We start from the raw sequence: 20,235 nt of genomic DNA, 5'->3' as shown, positions 1-20,235 counted from the left end.
TAACTGGTAAGATGTTGAGAATTAACAGTCGGCAAACAAGCCCATTCGCAACTAAAATCATTCAAGATTTAAAAACTCACTCATTCACTAATTCGCTCATTCACTAATTGAAACTATTCAATCATTCAATCACTCAATCATTCAACATTAACCTCTCCTAGTCATTCAACGCATCATACACCAGTAGCTGGTTCTTTGAAATGACGGTTTCTCCTGGTTTAAGGCCGGATTTGATGTAGGTGCGATTGGCTAGTGAACGGTACACTTCTACGGGGCGGGTTTCGATCTTGCTTCGGCCGTGGTAAACCATTACCCAGTTCTTACTTCTGTCAAATATGATTGCCTGAGAAGGAATTGCTTGCATTTCGCTGCCTTCCTCGAAGTTGAGGCTGACCGTCGCGTGCATTTCGGGTTTGAGCTTGAAGCCTACATTTTGGAGCTGAATGCGAATCTTCATCGCTTTGGTATCAGGATCAAGCACATTGTAGATTTTATCCACCTTACCTTTGAAAATTTCATCGGAGAAGCTGATCGTGCGCACTTCTGCGGGCATACCGAGCTTGATCCTTGGAATGTCGCTTTCATTCACATTGGCCATTACCCACACGTCAGCGATTTGTCCCACCGTGAAAAGGCTTTCGGAGTTGTCGGACCGCAGCTGCATGCCGCGATTTACATTCTTGTCGATTATGAAACCATCTATCGGAGATTTGACAGTATAGTTGGTGGATTTGCCCAAACCATAAATGGAAAAGATCTCCTTCACCCGGCCCAGCTCAGCCTGCGCTTTATCAACCATTTGACGCGCCGATATCACATCGCGCTCGGGGACAAGCTTGCTTTCGAACAGATCCTCGGTAGAAGAAAGATTCTTCTGTGCTACCAGCAGATCTGACTGGGCCTGGATCATTTGCCGCTCGAAATCAGCTACTTCACCGGAGCGTATCACTGCAAGCTTCTGGCCTTTGCGGACGTTATCCCCAAGCTCAACATCCACTTCTTCCACATTGCCGCCTACGAGCGGGTATACTTTAATGACGCGGTTTTCATCGGGTACCACCTTGCCAACCAGCGTCAGCTCATTGCGGACCGGCTCCGTGCGGACAGTATCCAGCTTAATGCGGCTCATCATGGTATCCGACAGCATAAATGCTTTCGACTCTTCGGCATCTGCCTGCTTTTTCTCGCAACCCGCAAAGCTTAGGCCCATCGTGGCAAGTACGGCGGAGTAAATTAGATTTCTGATCATTTTCTCAAAGTGGCCTGGCCATTAAATTGTTCGATTTTGTGTGATTATCAGTTGAATAGTTCTTCTCCGACCACGTAGTTCAGCTCTTCGTATACCTTAATGCGGTCGGCTTGCAGCCGGTTGTATTCCCGGATGCTTTCGTTGTAGGTTTCAATAAAATCGATGAATTCGAGGAGGGTTATGTTTCTTTTCTGGAAGTTGTCGTAAATGCCGCTGCTGAGTAGCTGGAACTGATCTGTAAATTGGTTCTCAACACTCTGGTAGGCTTTTTCGGCAATGTCGACTTTCTGGATTGCAGCGTCAACTTCGTTGCCTACGCTGTTCTGACGTGCATTTTCGGCAGTTTTGAAGTAACTGATGTTGCTTTTGGCAGCTCTGATGTTCCCTTGGTTTCGGTTGAAAAAGGGTAAAGTAATCGCCGCATTTATACCAAAATAATGATTGACATAATTACTCGCCTGGTCGTAAACTGCGCCAACTTCGATATCCGGCACAGCCAGTGCTTTTTGCAGCAGGTAATTGAGTTCCGCTTCTTTGGTCTGTGATTGCGCTACTTTCAGATCGGCGCGGCTTTGTAATGCTCTGTCCTTTAATGCGGCTGGGGTATACCTGTCAAGCTGGTACCTGCGAATGTCCGAGCTGTCGACTACAGACTTCACGGGGCGGTTGGTGTTGAGCAGCGTCCGGAGATTGCGCTGATTTTCCTGAAGTTCGAAGAGGATATCGGCCCGGTCGTTTGTGAGCTGAAACAGCAGCGCTTTCAGGCGTACCACTTCTTTCAGGGAAATGTTTTTTCGCTCATATTCCTTCTGAAAAGCACTGACTGTGGTTGTAAGTGTGTTGATCTGGGTATCATACAATGCGATCGTTTGTTCCAGATAATAAGTCTCAAAGAAGTTTTGACGAAGCTCAAATTTGAGGGTACGTATCAGGTCGTAAAACTGGTATTCGCTCTTGCGGGTACTTTCCACATCCAGGGCTACTTGTTTGTTGCGCTTGCCGGCGCGGGTGATCAGCTGTGAGATCGTAAGTGCTTTCTGCCCGTTTTTACCGACATCAAATGCGCCCCGCGACGGATTGTAAGCGCTGATCTCGACACCGAACGTAGGATTGTTCCAGAGCCTGTCCTGAATTTCAATCGACTTTGCAATTTCGATCTGGTATTTCTCGGCGAGTAATTCAAGGTTGTTTTGGAGGAAAAGACTGTCGGCCTGCCGGATAGAAAGCCTGAGGGTATCTTGTGCGCGTAAACTGCCTGATATTAAAATGAGCAGCCCGATTATGTAGGTTCGCATGTTTTCTGAGTTAGAACATGCGATATTCGGATGCCAGTATTACAGCAGCCTTAAAATAAGGTTAGAAAAAAATTAGAAAGAAAGAAAGGTGGGCTGAAACCGCGACCTACACATGACTGAGCTGAACCCGGAACTCACTGCCAACACCCATTTCGCTGGTAACTGAAATGGTACCCTGATGCAGTTCCACGATGCGCTGGCATATCGACAGTCCAATCCCGAAGCCCGGCAGCTCGGCAGCTTCGGATGAGCGGAAAAACGGGTCAAAAATCCGGGGTAAGTCTTCTTTACTGATGCCGATACCTTTGTCCCTCACTTTTACCGAGCAGGATTTCGAATCCGTTGAAATGATCATCTGCGCACGGTGATCGGAGGAATATTTGCACGCGTTATCAAGCAGATTTGAGAAAACCCGCTTTAACAATTCTTCATTCCCACGGATTACGGTTTCATTCTCATGTTGGGGAATGCGCTCGTAATCAATGTCAACGTGGTATTCAGGGTGGGAGGTGAGCAGTTCTTCCTTTGCCAGGAATGCAAGATCTTCGAGGTGAATGGCGGCCATTTTAAGGTTAGCCGTACTTTCATACGAACGCGCGAGGAATAATAAACTGTTGGTAATGTTGATCAACCTTTCCGTGTCAGAGAACAGGTTGGCAAATACTTCTTTCAGCTCTTCATTGTTCCTCGTAAAACGCTGACCGAGCTGGATCTCCGACTTCAATGCAGCCAGCGGAGTCCGCAACTCGTGAGACGCGTGGGATACGAAGCTTTTTTGTTGTTCAAAAGCCTTGTTAAGCCGGTCGAGAACGGTATTGAAGTTAATGGCGAGCTGGGCGATTTCATCTTTCCGGTTTCCTTCATCCAGCTGCTGCGAAAGGTTCTGTGCCGTAATGAGTGAAACCTGTCCGTTGATCCGGTTGATCGGACGCAATGCATTTCCGGCGAAATAAATGCCCAGTATCACCGTGATGGCAATACCCGCGAGCAAACCCCAACCCAATGTATTTTCAAGGTTATCAAGTTTGCTGTGGCCGAATGTGTCGTAAGCCGAAGCCAGCACCACAAGCGGGTCACTGTCGTCCTGGTAAAGCAGCCCGATCACCTCGTTTTCTCCCTGGTGAAATTCAATGTATTTATTCTCCCTCACCTCGTCCAGCAGCGATTTCTGGTAAGTCAGCAGCTTGTCGTCGACACTGGAATAGATCATCTCGTTCTCGCTGTCAAAGATTAAAACCTTTTCATCGAGCATCTCCGACAGCGTATTCTGGTCTATCGCTTTCAAAAGATCTTTGTCGATACCCTTCACTTTTACAAGCAGGCGGCAGGTAGTTTGAGCCCGGCTTTTCAGGCGATCGTAAAATTCTTCCTGGCGGTAATGCTCAGATACACTGTAAATGGCGAATGAAAACAAAAGAAGTATTGCCGCTACAAGTAGCGTGAACTGCAATGCGATCCGGTCTTTTATTTTCATAGCATTTACTCTTCTTTCATGACATAACCCATTCCCGGGCGCGTGTGGATCAGTTTTACGGGAAAATCCTTATCTACTTTCTTGCGTAAATAGTTGATATACACTTCTACTACATTGGTACCGGGATCGAAGTTAAGGTGCCAGACGTGCTCTGCCAGGTCCATTTTGGATACCACACGGCCGCGGTGCTGCAGGAAGTATTCGAGCAATGCAAATTCCTTTGCAGTCAGGTCGATCGCATTCCCGGCACGTTTGACCTGCTTGGTCCCGAGGTTCATTTCAAGATCTGCAATCCGCAATACTTTATCTGAGGTTTCGGGATTGTTGAGCACCGAAACGCGAAGCGCCGCATTGATGCGGGCAAGCAGTTCGCGAAAATCAAATGGTTTCACGATGTAATCGTCGGCCCCCCGGTTCAAGCCTTCGATCTTGTCTTCGACCTCACCGTAAGCTGTAAGCATGATAATGGGCAGCGCGGGCTTGTAGATTCTTATTTGCTGACAAACTTCATATCCTTTCATCCCGGGCAGGTTCACATCCAGTAACACCAGGTCAAATTTCTTGTCGAGCGCGAGCTGCTTTCCGGTAATCCCGTCGTACGCGATTTCCGCTTCGAAATGTTCTGCAGCAAGTCCGCGAAAGATATTCTGGGCAATTCTGCGGTCATCTTCGACAATCAGTATTTTTTTCATATTTCCCTCAGGTTAAAGCACGTGAGCGCCTGGTCGAATGTGTGATATTTCCATTGATAGAAATTGATCGTAACCTGTTAAGGTGTTTTTGGGGATTGATTTTCAATAATTTCTTTTGGAATGATTTCGGTAAGTGGCTCTTCGGGTGTCTGGAATACGATTCCCTGTTCAAGAGAATGGATGATCGCTTTGTTGCTGTGGGCGAAGTAGCAGGTGTCTATGCCTTGTTCCTGGATACTTTTTAGGAAAACGGTTGTGTCGGGCCTGCTCCGTTTCCTGGTTTGCCTGATGTAAACAGCGCGGATATTGGAAGGGAAAGTCCGGCAGATTTCGTCATAGATTTCCGGATCTTTCTGCGAATCGTCGCCCAGTAAAATAAATTGCAGCTCGGGGTAAAAATTTATGATATTATGAATTTTCCTCAGCTTATGTAAATGCGAACCCGCACCTGTCATCACAAAATCGTCGAGCCCGGACTTGATCTTTTTCAATTTCAAAATCGCTTTCGGAAGTCCATTCAGCTCCGCGAAACGGACGATCATATCATACAAATTCCATTCACTGCTCGACACATAGAAGAAGATATTGCTCTCTTTCTGCGGATGGGTGCGACTGGCAAATGAGAGGAGCTGGTAATGTTTTACCACATCATCAAATGGTTTTCTCGCCTGTACATTCCTGGCCAGTAACACGAAAAGTTTTCGAAAAGAGCGGCGGCTGTGCGAGATCAGAAATGTATCGTCGATATCTGAAATAAGTCCGTAAGAAGTTTTGTAAGGAAGGAAAAACTCCTCTGTGCTGCTTGCCTCGTACTTTATTCCATTTACCTCCTCATCAACAGTCACTTCATAGTTATGCCAGCCGCTGGGCATGGCCTCGGTAAATGGTACCTGGAACCTGAAATATCCGTCTTCCTCGGCAGTCGTTTCCGCAGTCAGATTGCCTACTTTCAGTACTACTTTCAGGAACGGAATGGTTTTAATGGAGAACAGCTCAATGATCGTTCTGGCGTAACGGAAACCGCTGCGCGTGTATTTACGATCTCCGGAAGGATACTTTCTAACAACATGTCCAAAAACCACCAGTTCCGTTTTATTCGCATAGCCGCGATACAGTTTTAAGTCACAACGTTTCATAACTATCTTTAACCCACTTAGACTTTAAGACCCTAATTTAGCCAATATGTTTTCAGAACGAAAAGTTTTGCTGGTTGTTAATCCGATCTCCGGCGATGTTAACAAGGATGTTATTTTCGAAAAATCCATTGAAAAAACACAGGCCGAGGGGTATGAGCTGCGCATGTATCCTACCACCGGGGAAGATGATATGGAGGTAATCCGGGCTATGGTCAGGGAGATAAAGCCGGAGCGGGTTCTGGTAGCCGGAGGGGACGGAACAATTTCGCTGGTAGCACAGGCAGTATATGGTTTAGATGTAATTATGGGTATTATTCCGGCCGGTTCTGCCAATGGGCTGTCGGTTGATTTTGGGCTCTCCGGCTCTATCGACCAGGCAATGGATGTTGCTTTCGGAAACAATATCATGCACATGGACGCAGTGTCGATCAATGGAGATATCAGCCTACATTTGAGCGATCTAGGATTAAATGCATTGTTGGTGAAAAATTATGAGAACAGCGAAACACGCGGTAAGCTGGGTTATGCGCGAGAAATGCTGAAAACACTCAGCGAGCATGAAAACTTTACAGCCAGGATCACCACACCAGACGAAGTAATAGAAACTGATGCATTGATCGTCATTATCGCGAATGCACAGAAATATGGTACCGGCGTAACCATCAATCCGATGGGAGATATGTCCGACGGGTTTTTTGAACTCGTGATCGCAAAAAAGCTTGACTTCATCGAAACCGCCAAGATCCTCGCAGGCAACACCGATTTCAATCCCGAAATCATGAAGGTCATATCGGTTAAACATGCCGTGATAGAATGCCTGGATAAAGAAGCCCATTTCCAAATTGACGGAGAATATAAAGGCACAGTAAGCCGCGCCGAGGCACATATTATTGAGAAGTATGTAAAGGTGGCGGTGTTGTGAGTCGGCTATCGGCGGTCGGCAGTCAGCTATCGGCTTTTAGCTGTTAGCTTTTTTGATCAGTGTTGTTATTGGCGATCTTGTCGCTAGTATTATCCCTGGTGAGGACTAAGGTTATTTAATAATTAAGGCAGGAACCGCCAGTAGCTGCTAACAGCTAATAGCAAATGGCTAACAGCTAACCGCCAGAACAGTATCCCTGCGAACAAATGCCCTTTTGAGCTAAAACCTTAACTCTTTTCGTCGTCATATGAAAGCTCTTGTTTTTGCATTAGCAGCTGTTTTTTTGTTTCAGCTTGAAAGTTTAGCGCAAGCGATTGAGCTATGCCAGGGCGCTTACTTTACTGAGGAGCAGGGGAGGGAATTTCTTGAAAAACATCAGGTAACTTCCAGGGTGGCGTGGGAAACGCGGGCGGCGCAAATCAGGAAGCAGATCCGCGAAGGGATGGACTTGCAAATTCTACCTCCTAAACCAACTTCGAAGCCGATTGTGCACAGCCGGAAAGAAATGGATGGATATTCCATTGAAAGCGTCGCATTTGAAAGTATGCCGGGCATTTATGTAACGGGAAATCTTTACCGGCCGCTCAAAAAACAACAATCTTACGCAGGTATCCTGGCACCGCACGGGCACGGTGAAAATCCGCACGGGCGTTTCCGGGAGCAAACGCAGAAACGTTGTGCGACACTGGCGAGAATGGGTGCGATCGTTTTTGTTTGGGATATGGTCGGGCAGGGAGATGCCAGGCAATGCGAGCACAAAATGCCAAAGGCGCTAAAACTGCAAACGATCAATAGCATCCGTTCACTCGATTATCTGCTCTCCATTCCAGGCGTTGATCCCGGGCGAATAGCTGTTACAGGCGAGTCGGGCGGGGGCACGCAAACTTTCCTGCTGGCTGCATTGGACGATCGCGTAAAGGTATCGGTTCCGGTTGTAATGGTTTCTGCTTACTTCTTTGGAGGCTGCGTCTGCGAAAGTGGGATGCCCATTCACAAAAAAGGCGATTATCAAACCAACAATGTAGAGATAGCTGCATTAGCAGCGCCACGCCCGATGATTCTGATCTCCGACGGCGGCGACTGGACCAAGAATACACCACAGGTAGAATATCCTTTTATCAAAAATATCTACGGTTTGTACGGGAAAACGGACCGGCTCGAAGCTGTCCACCTGGCAGATGAAAAACACGATTTTGGTCCTTCAAAGAGGAAAGCAATGTATGCATTCATGGCAAAGCATCTCCAGCTGGATCTAAAATCGGTGACGGATGCTCAGGGTAACATCGACGAAGCACCTGCCAGGGTACTGACCCAAAATGAACTCGAAGTTTTCAATGAAGCCCACCCGCGGCCGGCCAATGCGGTAATGGGTGACGAGGCTGTGATGAAACTCCTGTAACGCAGCTTTCATGATCATTTTCATCGTATTTGCCGCAATCGTTTTCATCGTGCTCAGTTCTACCGTGTTCAAGCTCCATCCGCTGGTGGGCCTGCTCCTGGCGGCAATAGGAGTAGGGATATTTGCAGGTCTTCCGATTGACAAACTTGCCGAGACCATTGGAAAAGGTTTTGGAGAACTAATGTCCAAAATCGGGTTAATGGTCATTCTGGGCTGTGTGATCGGTGCAATATTAGATAAGTCGGGCGCAGCTATTAAGGTGGCTGATGTGATTTTAAAGCTGTTTGGCGAGAAACATCCTGCATTTGCTATGTCCGTCATCGGTGGAATTGTGGGTATTCCTGTTTTTTGTGATTCCGGCTTTATCATTTTACATAAACTCAATCAGATTGTTGCCAAACGAACAGGCAAGCCGCTCACTGCGATCGCGTTGTCGCTTTCAGGCGGACTCTTTGCGACACATACATTGATACCGCCTACTCCCGGGCCACTTTCGGCGGCGGGTAACCTGGGCATAGCGAGCTCAGTCGGGCTGGTGATTCTGGTGGGGCTGGTTGTGTCAATACCCAGTCTCTTTCTCTCTACCTGGTTTGCTCAGAGGTACGCGCGAAACATTGCGATTACCACCGACGCAGCCGTAGAGGAGCCTGTGTTAATACCCGAAAGAAAGCTCCCACCAGCCTGGAAAGCATTTATGCCAATTGTGCTCCCCATTCTGCTGATCACACTTGCTTCTTTTGCCAGCATCCTCAACTTCCCGCAGCAATGGACTATTTGGCTGGAGTTCTTCGGAAGCCCGCTGGTTTCATTTCTGCTGGCAATCTTTTTCAGTTATTCGTTATTCCCTGAAAATGCCGCTGAGCGTATGATGTCCTGCTTTAAAAGCGGCATTGAGCATTGCGGTACTACGCTTGTGCTGGTAGGCGCTGGCGGCGCTTTCGGTGCGATCCTCAAAGAGACCGATTTGAAAGGAATGGTAAGCGAGTGGTTGTTGACAAATGAAATGTGCGGCGGCTATATGCTGCTGATCGCGTTTTTTATTGCTGCATTCTTCAAAACAGCGCAGGGATCCACTACTTCTTCGATGGTTTTAACAACCAGTATCCTGGCGCCTTTACTGGCTTCACTGGGCTTTGTTACTCCCATTCAGATTACGCTCGTGGTCATGGCAGTGGGCAGCGGTGCAATGGTGGTATCACATACGAATGATGCCTGGTTTTGGGTCGTGTCGCAGTTTACCGGAATTTCAGCCCGGGATACGTACCGCACGCATACGATTCTGACGGGTTTGCAGGGTGTGGCCAGCTTTGCTGCTACGATGGTGTTGTATTTAATATTGGGATGATTACTGCAACTTAAATTCAATTCCGGTCTTCTGATTTCAGCCGCAAAGGGATTGTTGGACGACATCAGGTCCTGTTTCGAAATAGGATGTGGCTCGATTCTTGAATCAAACTGGGTAGCCAGCAACATTAGCCGTACCTGGGTGTTAAACTTTTCACTGTCCGGAAGATGGTCGATAACCAGTGCAATGTCTATATCACTTTCTGCACGGAAGTTGTTTTTGGCATAGGAACCGAAGAGATAGGCACCGACCAATCCCGGTTGGGTTTTGGAGACACTGGAAACAAAGCGTTCTATGATCTTATCAATTCCTTGATCCATAATCTGTTTTCTTTTAGTCTTCCAATCCATGCACTTGTAAAGTCTTGCGTGCAGGTTTTCTGAAAGCTCATTTTATAATCATCGTACCGTCCATTGATATTGAAGGCGGTCACTGACACAAGAAACAGTTTCTTTTCCTCTGTGAGTTCGATGTCACTCTTTTCAGCTAATCTCAGCAAATTGTGTGTAAATGGCGGAAATTCATTGTTGACCTTCACGTAAAGCGCCTTAAGAAGTTTTTCGGCCATTACCATTAAGTGTCCAACAAATAAGCTCCATGCATAACGTTTGCTATCGGACAACGCGATCATAGTTTCAAAGTCATCATCCGAACTCTGAGTCCAGTAATCCATTACTTTGTTCTTGTCGAAAGCCGCTTCCTCCATTTACAAAAATATAGATTTATTTAAGTAATTGACGAAAACGAAAAAGGGTAGCCACGCAGGCCACCCTTTTTGTTGTAAGCTTTCATTTTTCTAAACTCCCAGTTCAGCCAGAACCTCTGAAACCTTCGCTGCAGCTTCTTTGAATTCAATCGCAGAATAAACTTTCAGTCCTGATTCATTGATAATTCTCGCGCCTTCTTCTGCATTCGTTCCTTGCAGACGAACGATGATCGGTACGGGGATCTCGCCAATTGCCTTGTAAGCTTCCACAACACCAGCAGCAACACGGTCGCAACGAACGATACCACCGAAGATGTTGATCAGGATTGCTTTTACATTTGGGTCTTTCAGGATAATGCGGAAACCTGCCTCTACGGTACGTGCATTTGCGCCACCTCCAACGTCCAGGAAGTTAGCAGGCTCGCCGCCAGACAGCTTGATCAGGTCCATTGTCGCCATTGCAAGTCCGGCGCCGTTTACCATACACCCTACGTTTCCGTCCAGTTTCACATAGTTCAGGTTATTTGCACCTGCTTCTACTTCCAGAGGATCTTCTTCGTTGGTGTCGCGCATTTCAGCCAGTTCCGGGTGACGGTACAATGCGTTGTCATCCAAGTCAACTTTTGCATCAACGGCAAGAATTTTATTGTCAGATGTTTTCAAAACCGGGTTGATTTCGAACATCGAAGAATCACTTTCTACGTAAGCTTTGTAAAGTGAAGTGATGAATTTCACCATTTCTTTGAAAGCATCGCCTTCCAATCCAAGCGCAAAAGCTACCTTACGAGCCTGGAAAGGTTGCAATCCAACTTTCGGATCGATCCATTCCTTCATAATTTTTTCAGGAGTATGCTCAGCAACTTCTTCGATGTCCATACCGCCTTCGGTGCTGGCCATGATCACATTGCAGTTTCTGCCGCGGTCCAGGAGGATAGACAGATAGTATTCTTTTGGCTCACTCACGCCTGGATAGTAAACGTCTTCCGCGATAAGTACTTTATTTACACGTTTTCCGTCCGGCCCGGTTTGGTGTGTCACCAATACTTTACCCAGAATATTGTTTGAAATTGTTCTGACATCTTCCACCGATTTCGCAAGTGCTACACCGCGCTGCTCGGTACCAACGATCCGGCCTTTACCACGGCCACCGGCATGAATTTGAGATTTAACTACATACCATTTGGTGCCTGTTTGCTGGCTCAACTCGCGTGCAACTTCCACCGCTTTATCGGGAGTGTCGGCTACGAGTCCTTCCTGAATACGCACACCGTATTTTTTAAGAACGCTTTTGCCTTGATATTCGTGAATATTCATGAGTATAAAAGTAAATTGGTATTTTCGAGGCAAATTAAGGAATTAATCAAAACGGGCGAAGGAATACGCTCAATTATCTTCAATCAGATCATGAATTTACTTCAGGCGAGCGGGATCCGTCGCACTTATGGTTCTTTACAGGTTTTGAAGGGAATTGATCTGGAAGTTAAGAAGGGTGAAGTAGTAGCGATCGTCGGTCCGTCGGGTGCGGGTAAAAGTACTTTCCTGCACATTCTCGGGACTTTGGACAGGCCCGAAGCGGGGGAAGTGATTATCGACGGGGTGAATGTATTTAATCAGAAAGACAAAGACCTGGCGCGGTTTCGGAATGAGAAAATCGGCTTTATTTTCCAGTTTCACAATTTGCTAGCCGAATTTACAGCACTCGAAAATGTGTGTATGCCGGGTTATATCAATGGAAATATCGGTGAAAAGCAGATCATCGACAGAGGCAAAGAGCTGCTTTCGTTGCTGGGTATAGCAAGTAGAATGGACCATTTACCTTCGCAGCTTTCAGGTGGGGAGCAGCAGCGTGTGGCAGTGGCCAGGGCACTTCTAAATAACCCCGCCATTGTACTGGCCGACGAGCCAAGCGGCAATCTTGATTCGCATAATGCATTGGAACTGCACCAGCTGTTCTTCAAGCTAAGGAGTGAATTCGGACAGGCATTCATCATTGTTACCCACAACGAAGATCTAGCTGAAATGGCCGACAGGCGGCTGGTAATGCAGGACGGACGTATGCTTTCGTGATCAAAAAAATTTAGCTCAAAATATGTGACCAAACTCCCCGACTTACGTCTAAATAGGAGTTTTTCATAACGTTGAGTAGCGCAGATAGCCGCCGGAAGTTTTCAAGCGGATATTTCAAAATTCATTGACAACAAAAAACCGTCAGGATATCCCGACGGTTTTTCTTTTATCAGATGAGAATGGAATTACATCATTCCACCCATTCCACCACCGTGGCTGTGGCCACCAGCAGCAGGAGCTTCTTCTGGCTCGTCAGCAATTACGCATTCTGTTGTTAACAACAAGCCCGCGATAGATGCTGCGTTTTCAAGAGCCAAACGCGATACTTTCTTAGGATCAATGATACCAGCTTCAAGAAGGTCTGTGTAAACATTGTCTTTAGCGTTGTAACCGTAAGCGCCGGTTCCTTCTTTCACTTTTTGTACAACAACCGAAGGTTCCTGACCTGAGTTAGAAACGATTGTTCTCAAAGGAGCTTCCAAAGCAACGCGGATGATATTGATACCGGTTTTCTCGTCTTCGTTAGAACCTTCAACGCCTTCCAGCGCAGCAGTAGCACGGATGTAAGCTACACCACCACCAGCAACGATTCCTTCTTCAACAGCAGCACGGGTAGCGTGCAATGCATCGTCAACGCGGTCTTTTTTCTCTTTCATCTCAACTTCAGTTGCAGCTCCGATGTAAAGGATAGCTACACCGCCTGAAAGTTTTGCAAGACGCTCCTGCAATTTCTCACGGTCGTAATCAGAAGTTGTGTTTTCAATTTGTGCTTTGATCTGGTTTACGCGGCCCTGAATGTCTTCAGAGTTGCCTGAACCGTTCACCAAAGTTGTATTGTCTTTGTCGATAATCGCTTTCTCGCAAGTACCCAGATATTCCAGAGATGCGTTTTCCAATTTGAAACCGCGCTCTTCTGAAATTACAGTACCGCCAGTGATGATCGCGATATCTTCCAGCATTGCTTTACGACGGTCACCAAAACCAGGAGCTTTAACAGCTGCTACTTTCAATGCACCACGAATTTTGTTTACTACTAATGTAGCAAGTGCTTCTCCGTCAACATCTTCTGCCAAAATAAGCAAAGGACGGCCGGTTTGAGCTACTGCTTCCAGAACAGGAAGCAATTCTTTCATTGAAGAAACTTTCTTCTCAGAGATCAGGATGTATGGACGCTCCAGCTCAGCTTCCATTTTCTCTGTGTTTGTTACAAAGTATGGAGACAGGTAACCACGGTCGAACTGCATACCTTCCACAGTTTTAACTTCTGTTTCAGTACCACGTGCTTCTTCCACAGTGATTACACCTTCTTTACCTACTTTCTCCATCGCCTCAGCGATCATGTTTCCGATTTCCTCGTCATGGTTTGCTGAAATAGTAGCAACCTGAGCGATTTCTTTGGAAGTAGAGATATTTTTTTTCTGTCCTTCAAGGTCTTTAACGATGATCGAAACAGCTTTGTCGATACCACGTTTCAGATCCATTGGGTTAGCACCCGCTGCTACGTTTTTCACACCGATCGAGTAGATAGCTTGTGCCAATACGGTTGCAGTAGTAGTACCGTCACCAGCAGAGTCAGCAGTTTTAGAAGCAACTTCTTTCACCAGCTGAGCTCCCATGTTTTCGATAGGATCTTTCAGGTCAATTTCTTTGGCAACAGTAACACCATCTTTGGTGATGCTTGGAGAACCGAATTTCTTATCGATTACCACGTTACGACCGCGAGGTCCCAATGTAACTTTAACGGCGTCAGCCAATGTGTCCACGCCTTTCTTAATCTTGTCGCGTGCTTCTGTGTCAAAAAATATTTTCTTAGACATAACAGTTAATAATTTTGAAAAAACTTTAAGAGAAACTTAATGAATAATAATGTCGGACAGATTATCCTATAATGGCGTAAATGTCCGATTCACGCATGATCAGGATATCTTTTCCTTCATATGCCAATTCAGTACCTGAGTATTTACCATACAATACAGTATCACCTACTTTCACTGTAAGTGGCTCATCCTTTTTACCCGGACCAACGGCAACTACGGTGCCACGTTGTGGCTTTTCTTTTGCAGTATCAGGGATAATGATACCAAATGCAGTTTTTTCTTCTGCTGGCGCTGGTTCTACAAGAACACGATCAGCCAAAGGTTGTACGTTCACTTGTATTTCTGCTAAAGTTGACATAAATATTAAACGTTTGTTTTTTGAGATTTGTCAGTAATAGATTTGACTGATTACCAGTAAGCACAATCTGTGCCAGGCGCACCAGCTCTGACATTTTTTCCGGCGAATGTGACAAATTTGTATTCATCAGCGGACACATATAATTATAATGCTATTAAGGTGTCAGTGAAAAGAATAATTGCTTTGTGTTCTGAAAATGCCTAAATTTTATCAGCACCAAATAAGAACGCGCTATGACAAACCTCCAAAAGAACTGGTTGACCGAAGGTGTTTTCGATTTTGAATACAAAAAGTACGTGCTGCTGGCTTATCTGCAGCACATTAACAAGGAGTTTGATCAGAACAGACTGCACCCGCATTTGCCCGAACTGAAATTCCATTTTGAAACTTGTGTCAGTATCAGGTCCACCAAGAGCTCCATTCAAACGGCGTTTCCCAAAAACCTGACGGGAATAGACCTGAAAACATGGCAGCTTCAATACGAGGAGACGCACCAGGACGACCTGTACATGGAAGACCTGAACTACATACTTGACTTTGCGATACCGCGCTTGTCGAAGAGTATCGATGACGGAATGGAGCGGTTTACGGAAGTGGCAGAAAATGTCAAAATTTCACCTGTGGGCATTGTGCCGCTGCGGTTGCAGGAGGGTTACCTGCTCTTTTTACATACGTTTCAGCCGGTGGTAAGTGTATTCCAATACCAGGTTGCATTGTATGATGAATTGAAGGAACGTGTGCTGAAAACGCGTTTTCTCGATACTGTCAGGATCGGAATCGGCTATACAGTACCTCAGATTAAAGTGGATCTGACAAAGAAGAACAAGTCGCTGCCGAATCCCGCTACTTATATCATCGAGTCCAACTACGATTATCCTCTGCATGAAACGCTTTTGCCGGTGGCGAAGAAGCTCGTCATGAAGGAGATCAACATCGCCTGATCTGGTTCATGCTAAAACAAAAAGCGGTCGTGATGTTGATCACGACCGCTTTAAATAATCACTGTTTTTTATTTTGTTGTATCAGTTGCTGCCGGAGTAGCAGCCGGAGGTGTCGCCTGCTCAGCGCCAGGAGCTGCGCCTTCCGGTGCGGCACCTTCCGGCGCGGGAGCGATTTTGCCGCCCGGTACAACTGCATTCTGTGCTCTTTCTACGTTCACACTATTGATACCGCCTGTATTTTGAGAGCCACCAATTACAATGTAAGATCCAAGTGAGATCAGAATAACTGCACTTGCAAGTCCCCAGGTAATTTGTTCCAGCAAATCAGTCGTCTTCTTTACGCCAAACATTTGTGTAGTACCGGCACCGCTAAACTCGCTCGATAGTCCGCCACCTTTTGAGTTTTGAACCAAAACTACCAGAATCAATAACACTGCGACAATCGCCACGAGGATAATCAGGCCTAAATACATGCTTTTGTAATATTAATTTTGAATGATTGAATGATTGAATGACTGAATGATTGAATTTGGGATGAGTGAATTTTGAATGAGTGAATGTTTAATTACTAGTGTCTCTCAACTTTAAACTCATAAACTTTAAACTCCCAACTCACGAACTTTTTAAACACCTTACTACTTGTCGTACAGTTCGCTTAATTTTTTCGCAAAGTAATTTCTTTTTTCCGGTTTTTTCAAGATCAATTTTTGGTATACATCAATTGCCTTCTCGATTTTGCCTTGCCGGATCAGGATTTTTGCAAATGCTTCGGTTTCAATGGTTCCTTCCCAAGACTCTGCGACTCTGCCGCTCAGATCAAGTACTACGGGTTCGAGATTGTTATCCTGCCTGTTAATACGCGGGTTTTTCTTCATAAAACCCTGAATAATCTGCTGCTGCCGCTTTTGCTCTTCTGATTTCAAGGCCTGGGCTGCCGTGGCCTGCTGCTCCACATCCGAGATCAGGATATCTTCTCCATTCTGCGGTTCAACAATTTCCGGTATTTCCGCTACCTCCTGTACTGCCGTAGCGGCATCGTACCGATCGGTATCGCTCTCGATCAGCTGCTGCAATGCAATGCGGCTCAGCGCGTACACCGCGGCACGTGGCCGGGTTTCGTCCAGCTTTTCAGAACCCACGGTAGCTTTTGCAAGAAGAGAATGGGCGATCTGAAAGTAAGGGAAAGCCTTGATCGTCGCTTCCAGCACGGGGATCATGTCACTGCCAGTTTGTGCAGGTTCTTTAACAAGCCGGTTGAATGTATCTTTATCAATAATGGCCATAACCGGCTACTCTGTTAGATTTGGAGGGTTGAAATTAAGTAAAAATCGACCTGCTCTTACCAGTCGGCAGCTGATTTATTGAAAATCTGCTGCACAAGGTTTTCACGGATTGTTGGCAATAGCCGTGCTTCATTCTGGTTTAATGTCTGATCCTGAGGGAAATCTGCATAGTAGGTAAAAGACTGATCGAAATTCTTCGTCTCGTCTTTTGCATTCGTGTAACGAACCTGAACCGTTACATTGAGCCTGTTCAAGCCAGCCTGGTCATTTGCAGTCGGAGCGGCCGGCAGCACGTCGTACCCGGTGATGGATCCTTCCAAGATGAGGTCGCCGCCGCCGGGCTGACTAGTAAGACTGGTATTTCTCTGGAAGTACTCCTTTAAATCTTCCGTTAACCTCTGCGGCAGATCCGACGGGCCGCCCGCTGTGCCCATTGTAAAGTTAAGCACGCTGAACGTTTTAATGTCTGGCGAAAGGTTGGTACCCGTAAACGAATACACGCCGCAGCCTGACAGGAAAAACGAACTGTGCAGCACCAACAAAACTGCCAGGACCTTCATGAAATGTATTCTGCCCACGCCGCTGCGCGAGGCTTTATTCTTCAATATCATACTGTTTGATTTTTCTGTATAACGTCCTTTCGGAAATGCCCAATGCATTGGCGGCATACTTTCGTTTGTTGTTGTTCTTTCGCAATGCTTTGATGATCATTTCCTTCTCTTTGTCTTCCAGCGACAAGGATTCCTCTTCTGCGGATACGTGTACTACGTCCTCAATCTCGCTGCGTTCGTCAGAGTAGCGATCAAGATCCACGGTGCGGGGCGGTGGGGGAGAGAGCAGTCGGGCAGGTTCAATGGTAGGAGTGTTGACTACGGGCTCAATATTATTGATCGAGCTGAACAACTCCTGGTGATCCTTCAATATCTCACCTCCATACTTTTCATTTTCCAGCACGTTTCTCACCAGCTTTTTTAATTCGGTTACATCCCGGCGCATATCGAACAGCACTTTATACAGCAATTCGCGCTCCGAAAATGAACCGGCCGCCTCCTCGCTGTTGCGCAATGTAACCAGTGCTTTGCGACTGGAAGGCTGGACCGGGTTCAGGTAATGGTTAAGTCTTTCCGTGCTGATCGGGAGATCTTTATCGGTTTCGAGAATGGTAATCTGTTCAGCGATATTTTTGAGCTGACGAATGTTTCCGGGAAATGCATATTGCAGCAATAAATCCCTCGCTTCTGCGTCGAGGCGGACAGGCTTGGTACGGTACCGTTCAGAAAAATCGTTGGTAAATTTTCTGAAAAGCAGCAGGATATCTTCACCCCTGTCACGCAGCGGCGGGACGTAAATGGGAACAGTATTTAAACGATAGTAAAGGTCTTCCCTGAACTTCCCATTATTAACGGCGTCGAGCAGATTTACATTCGTAGCTGCGACCACGCGTACATTGGTTTTCAAAACTTTGGAAGAACCTACGCGTATATACTCGCCGTTTTCAAGCACACGAAGCAACCTGGCTTGTGTACCCAGCGGCATTTCGCCGACTTCATCCAGAAAAATGGTACCCGTATTTGTTGTTTCAAAATAGCCTTTCCGGGCATCGAGCGCGCCTGTAAATGCGCCTTTTTCGTGCCCGAACAATTCAGAATCGATTGTTCCTTCCGGAATAGCCCCGCAGTTGATCGCAATAAACGGCCCATGTTTGCGAGAGCTGATGCTATGTATGATTTTAGAGAAAGATTCTTTCCCGCTTCCGCTTTCCCCGGTGATCAGTACGGTAAGATCAGTAGCTGCTACCTGAACTGCGACATTGATCGCGTGGTTAAGTCCAGGAGAAGTGCCGATGATCCCGAAGCGGTTCTTAATGGATTGTATTTCAGTAGGATTCATTCAAATAGCGGTTCGCAATAGCCACTGGCTTTCGGCTATCAGGTTAAAAAGCCAGGATCGTGCCTGGCTTTGCAATAATTATAAAACGGCCTCTACCTCGGCCACGATTTTTCCTCTCAGTGTGGCAGCCGTACATTCCGTGATCAGTACGTTGACATAATCACCTTTTTTGAAGTTTTCCCGCGGGAAAATAACTTTCTTACCCTGATCAATCCGGCCCGAAAAATCCTCTTCGGAACGTTTCGATGTTCCCTCAATGAGCACTTTCTGGACTGTGCCGATCAGTCTTTTGTTTCTTTCCAGCGAAATGCGTTGCTGTACATCAATCATTTCCGCCAGCCTTCTCTGTTTCACATCGGCCGGAATATCATCTGCAAATTTCTTGGCGGCAAGCGTTCCGGGACGCTCGGAGTATGAGAACATATAGCCGAAATCAAACCGGACATATTCCAGCAGGGAAATCGAATCCTGATGCTCTTCTTCGGTTTCCGAGCAAAATCCAGTGATCATATCATGCGAAATCCCGCAGTCTTCACCAAGTATCCTGCGAATGCTGTCGATTCTTTCCAGGTACCATTCGCGGTCATATGTCCGGTTCATCAAATCAAGAATCCGGCTATTTCCACTTTGTGCTGGTAAATGGATGTACTTACAGATGTTATCGTATTTTTTGATGGTATATAAAACCTCGTCCGTAATGTCTTTCGGATGGGAAGTGCTGAACCTGACGCGCAAGTCGGGGTGAACCTGTGCTACCATTTCGAGCAGCTTTGCAAAATTGACTTTGTTCTCCCATTTGTAGCTGTCGACATTCTGGCCAAGCAATGTTACCTCACGATAGCCGTCGCGGAACAGACCTGCGGCTTCTTTCACAATGGAATAAGGATCTCGGCTGCGTTCACGTCCTCTCGTAAAAGGTACCACGCAGAAACTGCACATATTGTCACACCCACGCATAATGGAAACCATCGCAGTTACCCCATTTGAGTTGAGGCGAATTGGCGCGATGTCGGCGTAAGTTTCTTCTCTTGATAAAAATACATTTACTCCTTTTTGTCCGCTGCCAGCCTCCATTACCAGTCGGGGCAGGTCGCGGTAAGCGTCGGGGCCGGTGACGATATCAACCATTTGCTCCTCTTCCAGCAACTGCGCTTTCAACCTTTCTGCCATACAACCTAGTACGCCGATCAGGGTTCCGGGCTTTCTTTTCTTGATAAAATTCAGGTGCATTAACCTGTTCCGCACTTTTTGCTCGGCGTTGTCGCGGATCGCACAGGTATTCAGGAATATCAAATCTGCGTCTTCCACATCGGAGGTAGTAGCAAAACCTGCCTCCCGCATTACCGACGCCACGATTTCGCTGTCGGAGAAATTCATCTGACAGCCATAACTTTCTATAAAAAGCCTCTTTTTGTTGGAAGCGGGCTCGTTTTCTGAAATACGGACAGTCTCACACGCTTCTTTATCCGCATCCGTTAAAATTTTCAGTGAATTGGCAACTCTTTGCTCCATTGGTAGGGTTCTTAAACACTTTTTAGATCTGCATGAAGCAGTAAACAAGATCTTTGACCGTACTAAACAGCAGGTGAAAGATTACAAATATAACAAGAAAACGAAGAAAACTGACAAACTGTCATGGAATGTAGCCTGTATGAAGGTGA

Annotated in this window: 19 protein-coding genes and 1 pseudogene; 5 read left to right on the top strand and 15 right to left on the bottom strand. The window is 46.4% G+C overall.

Annotation, left to right across the window (positions count from 1 at the left end; translation table 11 throughout):
• Positions 1-157: 157 nt before the first annotated feature.
• The 5 genes from Q369_RS0105835 to Q369_RS0105815 form a co-directional block, all read right to left on the bottom strand.
• A complete protein-coding gene (locus Q369_RS0105835; RefSeq protein WP_205624302.1) occupies positions 158-1,249 on the bottom strand; it encodes an efflux RND transporter periplasmic adaptor subunit in 1,092 nt (363 codons plus the stop codon).
• A gap of 47 nt (positions 1,250-1,296) precedes the next feature.
• Positions 1,297-2,544 carry a TolC family protein gene (locus tag Q369_RS0105830; protein ID WP_031526873.1) on the bottom strand — a complete coding sequence of 416 codons (1,248 nt, stop codon included), beginning with the start codon at positions 2,542-2,544 and terminating at the stop codon, positions 1,297-1,299.
• 106 nt (positions 2,545-2,650) lie between these two features.
• Positions 2,651-4,018 carry a sensor histidine kinase gene (locus tag Q369_RS0105825; protein ID WP_031526872.1) on the bottom strand — a complete coding sequence of 456 codons (1,368 nt, stop codon included), beginning with the start codon at positions 4,016-4,018 and terminating at the stop codon, positions 2,651-2,653.
• Positions 4,019-4,023: 5 nt separating this feature from the next.
• The gene (locus tag Q369_RS0105820; RefSeq protein WP_031526871.1) at positions 4,024-4,710 is read right to left on the bottom strand and encodes a response regulator transcription factor; all 687 of its coding nucleotides are present in this window, start codon (positions 4,708-4,710) and stop codon (positions 4,024-4,026) included.
• Between the two features lie 77 nt (positions 4,711-4,787).
• Positions 4,788-5,846: an App1 family protein phosphatidate phosphatase gene (locus Q369_RS0105815; RefSeq protein WP_031526870.1), complete on the bottom strand. Its 1,059-nt coding sequence runs from the start codon at positions 5,844-5,846 to the stop codon at positions 4,788-4,790.
• Between the two features lie 46 nt (positions 5,847-5,892).
• Between Q369_RS0105815 and Q369_RS0105810 the strand changes: the two genes are divergently transcribed.
• The 3 genes from Q369_RS0105810 to Q369_RS0105800 all read left to right on the top strand — a co-directional run bounded on the left by Q369_RS0105810 (position 5,893) and on the right by Q369_RS0105800 (position 9,512).
• A complete protein-coding gene (locus Q369_RS0105810; RefSeq protein ID WP_031526869.1) occupies positions 5,893-6,768 on the top strand; it encodes a diacylglycerol/lipid kinase family protein in 876 nt (291 codons plus the stop codon).
• Between the two features lie 247 nt (positions 6,769-7,015).
• Complete coding sequence (locus tag Q369_RS0105805) at positions 7,016-8,167, top strand: alpha/beta hydrolase family protein (protein ID WP_031526868.1); 1,152 nt, start codon at positions 7,016-7,018, stop codon at positions 8,165-8,167.
• Positions 8,168-8,177: 10 nt separating this feature from the next.
• Positions 8,178-9,512 (top strand): GntP family permease, encoded by a 1,335-nt coding sequence (locus Q369_RS0105800; RefSeq protein WP_031526867.1) that lies wholly within the window; start codon positions 8,178-8,180, stop codon positions 9,510-9,512.
• 119 nt (positions 9,513-9,631) lie between these two features.
• Here the strand turns inward: Q369_RS0105800 and Q369_RS29820 are convergent.
• From Q369_RS29820 to sucC, 3 genes and pseudogenes are all read right to left on the bottom strand, one after another.
• A pseudogene (locus Q369_RS29820) lies at positions 9,632-9,832 on the bottom strand (nucleotidyltransferase domain-containing protein); the annotation flags it as partial.
• Positions 9,805-10,218 carry a HEPN domain-containing protein gene (locus tag Q369_RS0105795; RefSeq protein WP_031526866.1) on the bottom strand — a complete coding sequence of 138 codons (414 nt, stop codon included), beginning with the start codon at positions 10,216-10,218 and terminating at the stop codon, positions 9,805-9,807. The gene Q369_RS0105795 and the pseudogene Q369_RS29820, both read right to left, overlap by 28 nt.
• Positions 10,219-10,308: 90 nt before the next feature.
• The gene (gene sucC / locus Q369_RS0105790) at positions 10,309-11,532 is read right to left on the bottom strand and encodes an ADP-forming succinate--CoA ligase subunit beta (protein WP_031526865.1); all 1,224 of its coding nucleotides are present in this window, start codon (positions 11,530-11,532) and stop codon (positions 10,309-10,311) included.
• 90 nt (positions 11,533-11,622) lie between these two features.
• Here sucC and Q369_RS0105785 point away from each other — a divergent pair, with 90 nt between their 5' ends.
• The gene (locus Q369_RS0105785; RefSeq protein ID WP_031526864.1) at positions 11,623-12,285 is read left to right on the top strand and encodes an ABC transporter ATP-binding protein; all 663 of its coding nucleotides are present in this window, start codon (positions 11,623-11,625) and stop codon (positions 12,283-12,285) included.
• A gap of 185 nt (positions 12,286-12,470) precedes the next feature.
• Here Q369_RS0105785 and groL read toward each other — a convergent pair whose 3' ends face one another.
• Entirely contained in the window at positions 12,471-14,102 is a 1,632-nt protein-coding gene (groL, locus tag Q369_RS0105780; RefSeq protein ID WP_031526863.1) for a chaperonin GroEL, read from the bottom strand.
• 61 nt (positions 14,103-14,163) lie between these two features.
• The gene (locus tag Q369_RS0105775) at positions 14,164-14,460 is read right to left on the bottom strand and encodes a co-chaperone GroES (RefSeq protein WP_031526862.1); all 297 of its coding nucleotides are present in this window, start codon (positions 14,458-14,460) and stop codon (positions 14,164-14,166) included.
• A 233-nt stretch (positions 14,461-14,693) separates the two neighbouring features.
• Here Q369_RS0105775 and Q369_RS0105770 point away from each other — a divergent pair, with 233 nt between their 5' ends.
• Positions 14,694-15,401 carry a hypothetical protein gene (locus tag Q369_RS0105770; protein WP_031526861.1) on the top strand — a complete coding sequence of 236 codons (708 nt, stop codon included), beginning with the start codon at positions 14,694-14,696 and terminating at the stop codon, positions 15,399-15,401.
• A 68-nt stretch (positions 15,402-15,469) separates the two neighbouring features.
• Here Q369_RS0105770 and secG read toward each other — a convergent pair whose 3' ends face one another.
• The 5 genes from secG to miaB all read right to left on the bottom strand — a co-directional run bounded on the left by secG (position 15,470) and on the right by miaB (position 20,086).
• Positions 15,470-15,874, bottom strand: coding sequence for a preprotein translocase subunit SecG (secG, locus tag Q369_RS0105765; RefSeq protein ID WP_031526860.1), 405 nt, complete (start codon positions 15,872-15,874; stop codon positions 15,470-15,472).
• Between the two features lie 162 nt (positions 15,875-16,036).
• Positions 16,037-16,684: a DUF8458 domain-containing protein gene (locus Q369_RS0105760; RefSeq protein ID WP_031526859.1), complete on the bottom strand. Its 648-nt coding sequence runs from the start codon at positions 16,682-16,684 to the stop codon at positions 16,037-16,039.
• Positions 16,685-16,740: 56 nt separating this feature from the next.
• Positions 16,741-17,295 carry an LPS assembly lipoprotein LptE gene (gene lptE, locus Q369_RS0105755; RefSeq protein WP_374754343.1) on the bottom strand — a complete coding sequence of 185 codons (555 nt, stop codon included), beginning with the start codon at positions 17,293-17,295 and terminating at the stop codon, positions 16,741-16,743.
• Complete coding sequence (locus Q369_RS0105750) at positions 17,279-18,574, bottom strand: sigma-54 interaction domain-containing protein (RefSeq protein WP_031526857.1); 1,296 nt, start codon at positions 18,572-18,574, stop codon at positions 17,279-17,281. Before Q369_RS0105750 ends, lptE begins: the two co-directional genes overlap by 17 nt.
• A gap of 78 nt (positions 18,575-18,652) precedes the next feature.
• Positions 18,653-20,086, bottom strand: a complete 1,434-nt coding sequence (miaB, locus tag Q369_RS0105745; protein WP_031526856.1) for a tRNA (N6-isopentenyl adenosine(37)-C2)-methylthiotransferase MiaB — start codon at positions 20,084-20,086, stop codon at positions 18,653-18,655.
• Positions 20,087-20,235: the final 149 nt, after the last annotated feature.

This window comes from Dyadobacter crusticola DSM 16708 (genome assembly GCF_000701505.1).
Lineage (GTDB): Bacteria > Bacteroidota > Bacteroidia > Cytophagales > Spirosomataceae > Dyadobacter > Dyadobacter crusticola.
This window is presented reverse-complemented; position numbering and strand designations above follow the sequence as displayed.

Excerpts from the sequence above, each read along its gene's own strand:
- Q369_RS0105835 (WP_205624302.1), bottom strand. The coding sequence starts at position 1,249 with ATGATCAGAAATCTAATTTACTCCGCCGTACTTGCCACGATGGGCCTA.
- Q369_RS0105830 (WP_031526873.1), bottom strand. The coding sequence starts at position 2,544 with ATGCGAACCTACATAATCGGGCTGCTCATTTTAATATCAGGCAGTTTA.
- Q369_RS0105825 (WP_031526872.1), bottom strand. The coding sequence starts at position 4,018 with ATGAAAATAAAAGACCGGATCGCATTGCAGTTCACGCTACTTGTAGCG.
- Q369_RS0105820 (WP_031526871.1), bottom strand. The coding sequence starts at position 4,710 with ATGAAAAAAATACTGATTGTCGAAGATGACCGCAGAATTGCCCAGAAT.
- Q369_RS0105815 (WP_031526870.1), bottom strand. The coding sequence starts at position 5,846 with ATGAAACGTTGTGACTTAAAACTGTATCGCGGCTATGCGAATAAAACG.
- Q369_RS0105810 (WP_031526869.1), top strand. The coding sequence starts at position 5,893 with ATGTTTTCAGAACGAAAAGTTTTGCTGGTTGTTAATCCGATCTCCGGC.
- Q369_RS0105805 (WP_031526868.1), top strand. The coding sequence starts at position 7,016 with ATGAAAGCTCTTGTTTTTGCATTAGCAGCTGTTTTTTTGTTTCAGCTT.
- Q369_RS0105800 (WP_031526867.1), top strand. The coding sequence starts at position 8,178 with ATGATCATTTTCATCGTATTTGCCGCAATCGTTTTCATCGTGCTCAGT.
- Q369_RS0105795 (WP_031526866.1), bottom strand. The coding sequence starts at position 10,218 with ATGGAGGAAGCGGCTTTCGACAAGAACAAAGTAATGGATTACTGGACT.
- sucC (WP_031526865.1), bottom strand. The coding sequence starts at position 11,532 with ATGAATATTCACGAATATCAAGGCAAAAGCGTTCTTAAAAAATACGGT.
- Q369_RS0105785 (WP_031526864.1), top strand. The coding sequence starts at position 11,623 with ATGAATTTACTTCAGGCGAGCGGGATCCGTCGCACTTATGGTTCTTTA.
- groL (WP_031526863.1), bottom strand. The coding sequence starts at position 14,102 with ATGTCTAAGAAAATATTTTTTGACACAGAAGCACGCGACAAGATTAAG.
- Q369_RS0105775 (WP_031526862.1), bottom strand. The coding sequence starts at position 14,460 with ATGTCAACTTTAGCAGAAATACAAGTGAACGTACAACCTTTGGCTGAT.
- Q369_RS0105770 (WP_031526861.1), top strand. The coding sequence starts at position 14,694 with ATGACAAACCTCCAAAAGAACTGGTTGACCGAAGGTGTTTTCGATTTT.
- secG (WP_031526860.1), bottom strand. The coding sequence starts at position 15,874 with ATGTATTTAGGCCTGATTATCCTCGTGGCGATTGTCGCAGTGTTATTG.
- Q369_RS0105760 (WP_031526859.1), bottom strand. The coding sequence starts at position 16,684 with ATGGCCATTATTGATAAAGATACATTCAACCGGCTTGTTAAAGAACCT.
- lptE (WP_374754343.1), bottom strand. The coding sequence starts at position 17,295 with ATGATATTGAAGAATAAAGCCTCGCGCAGCGGCGTGGGCAGAATACAT.
- Q369_RS0105750 (WP_031526857.1), bottom strand. The coding sequence starts at position 18,574 with ATGAATCCTACTGAAATACAATCCATTAAGAACCGCTTCGGGATCATC.
- miaB (WP_031526856.1), bottom strand. The coding sequence starts at position 20,086 with ATGGAGCAAAGAGTTGCCAATTCACTGAAAATTTTAACGGATGCGGAT.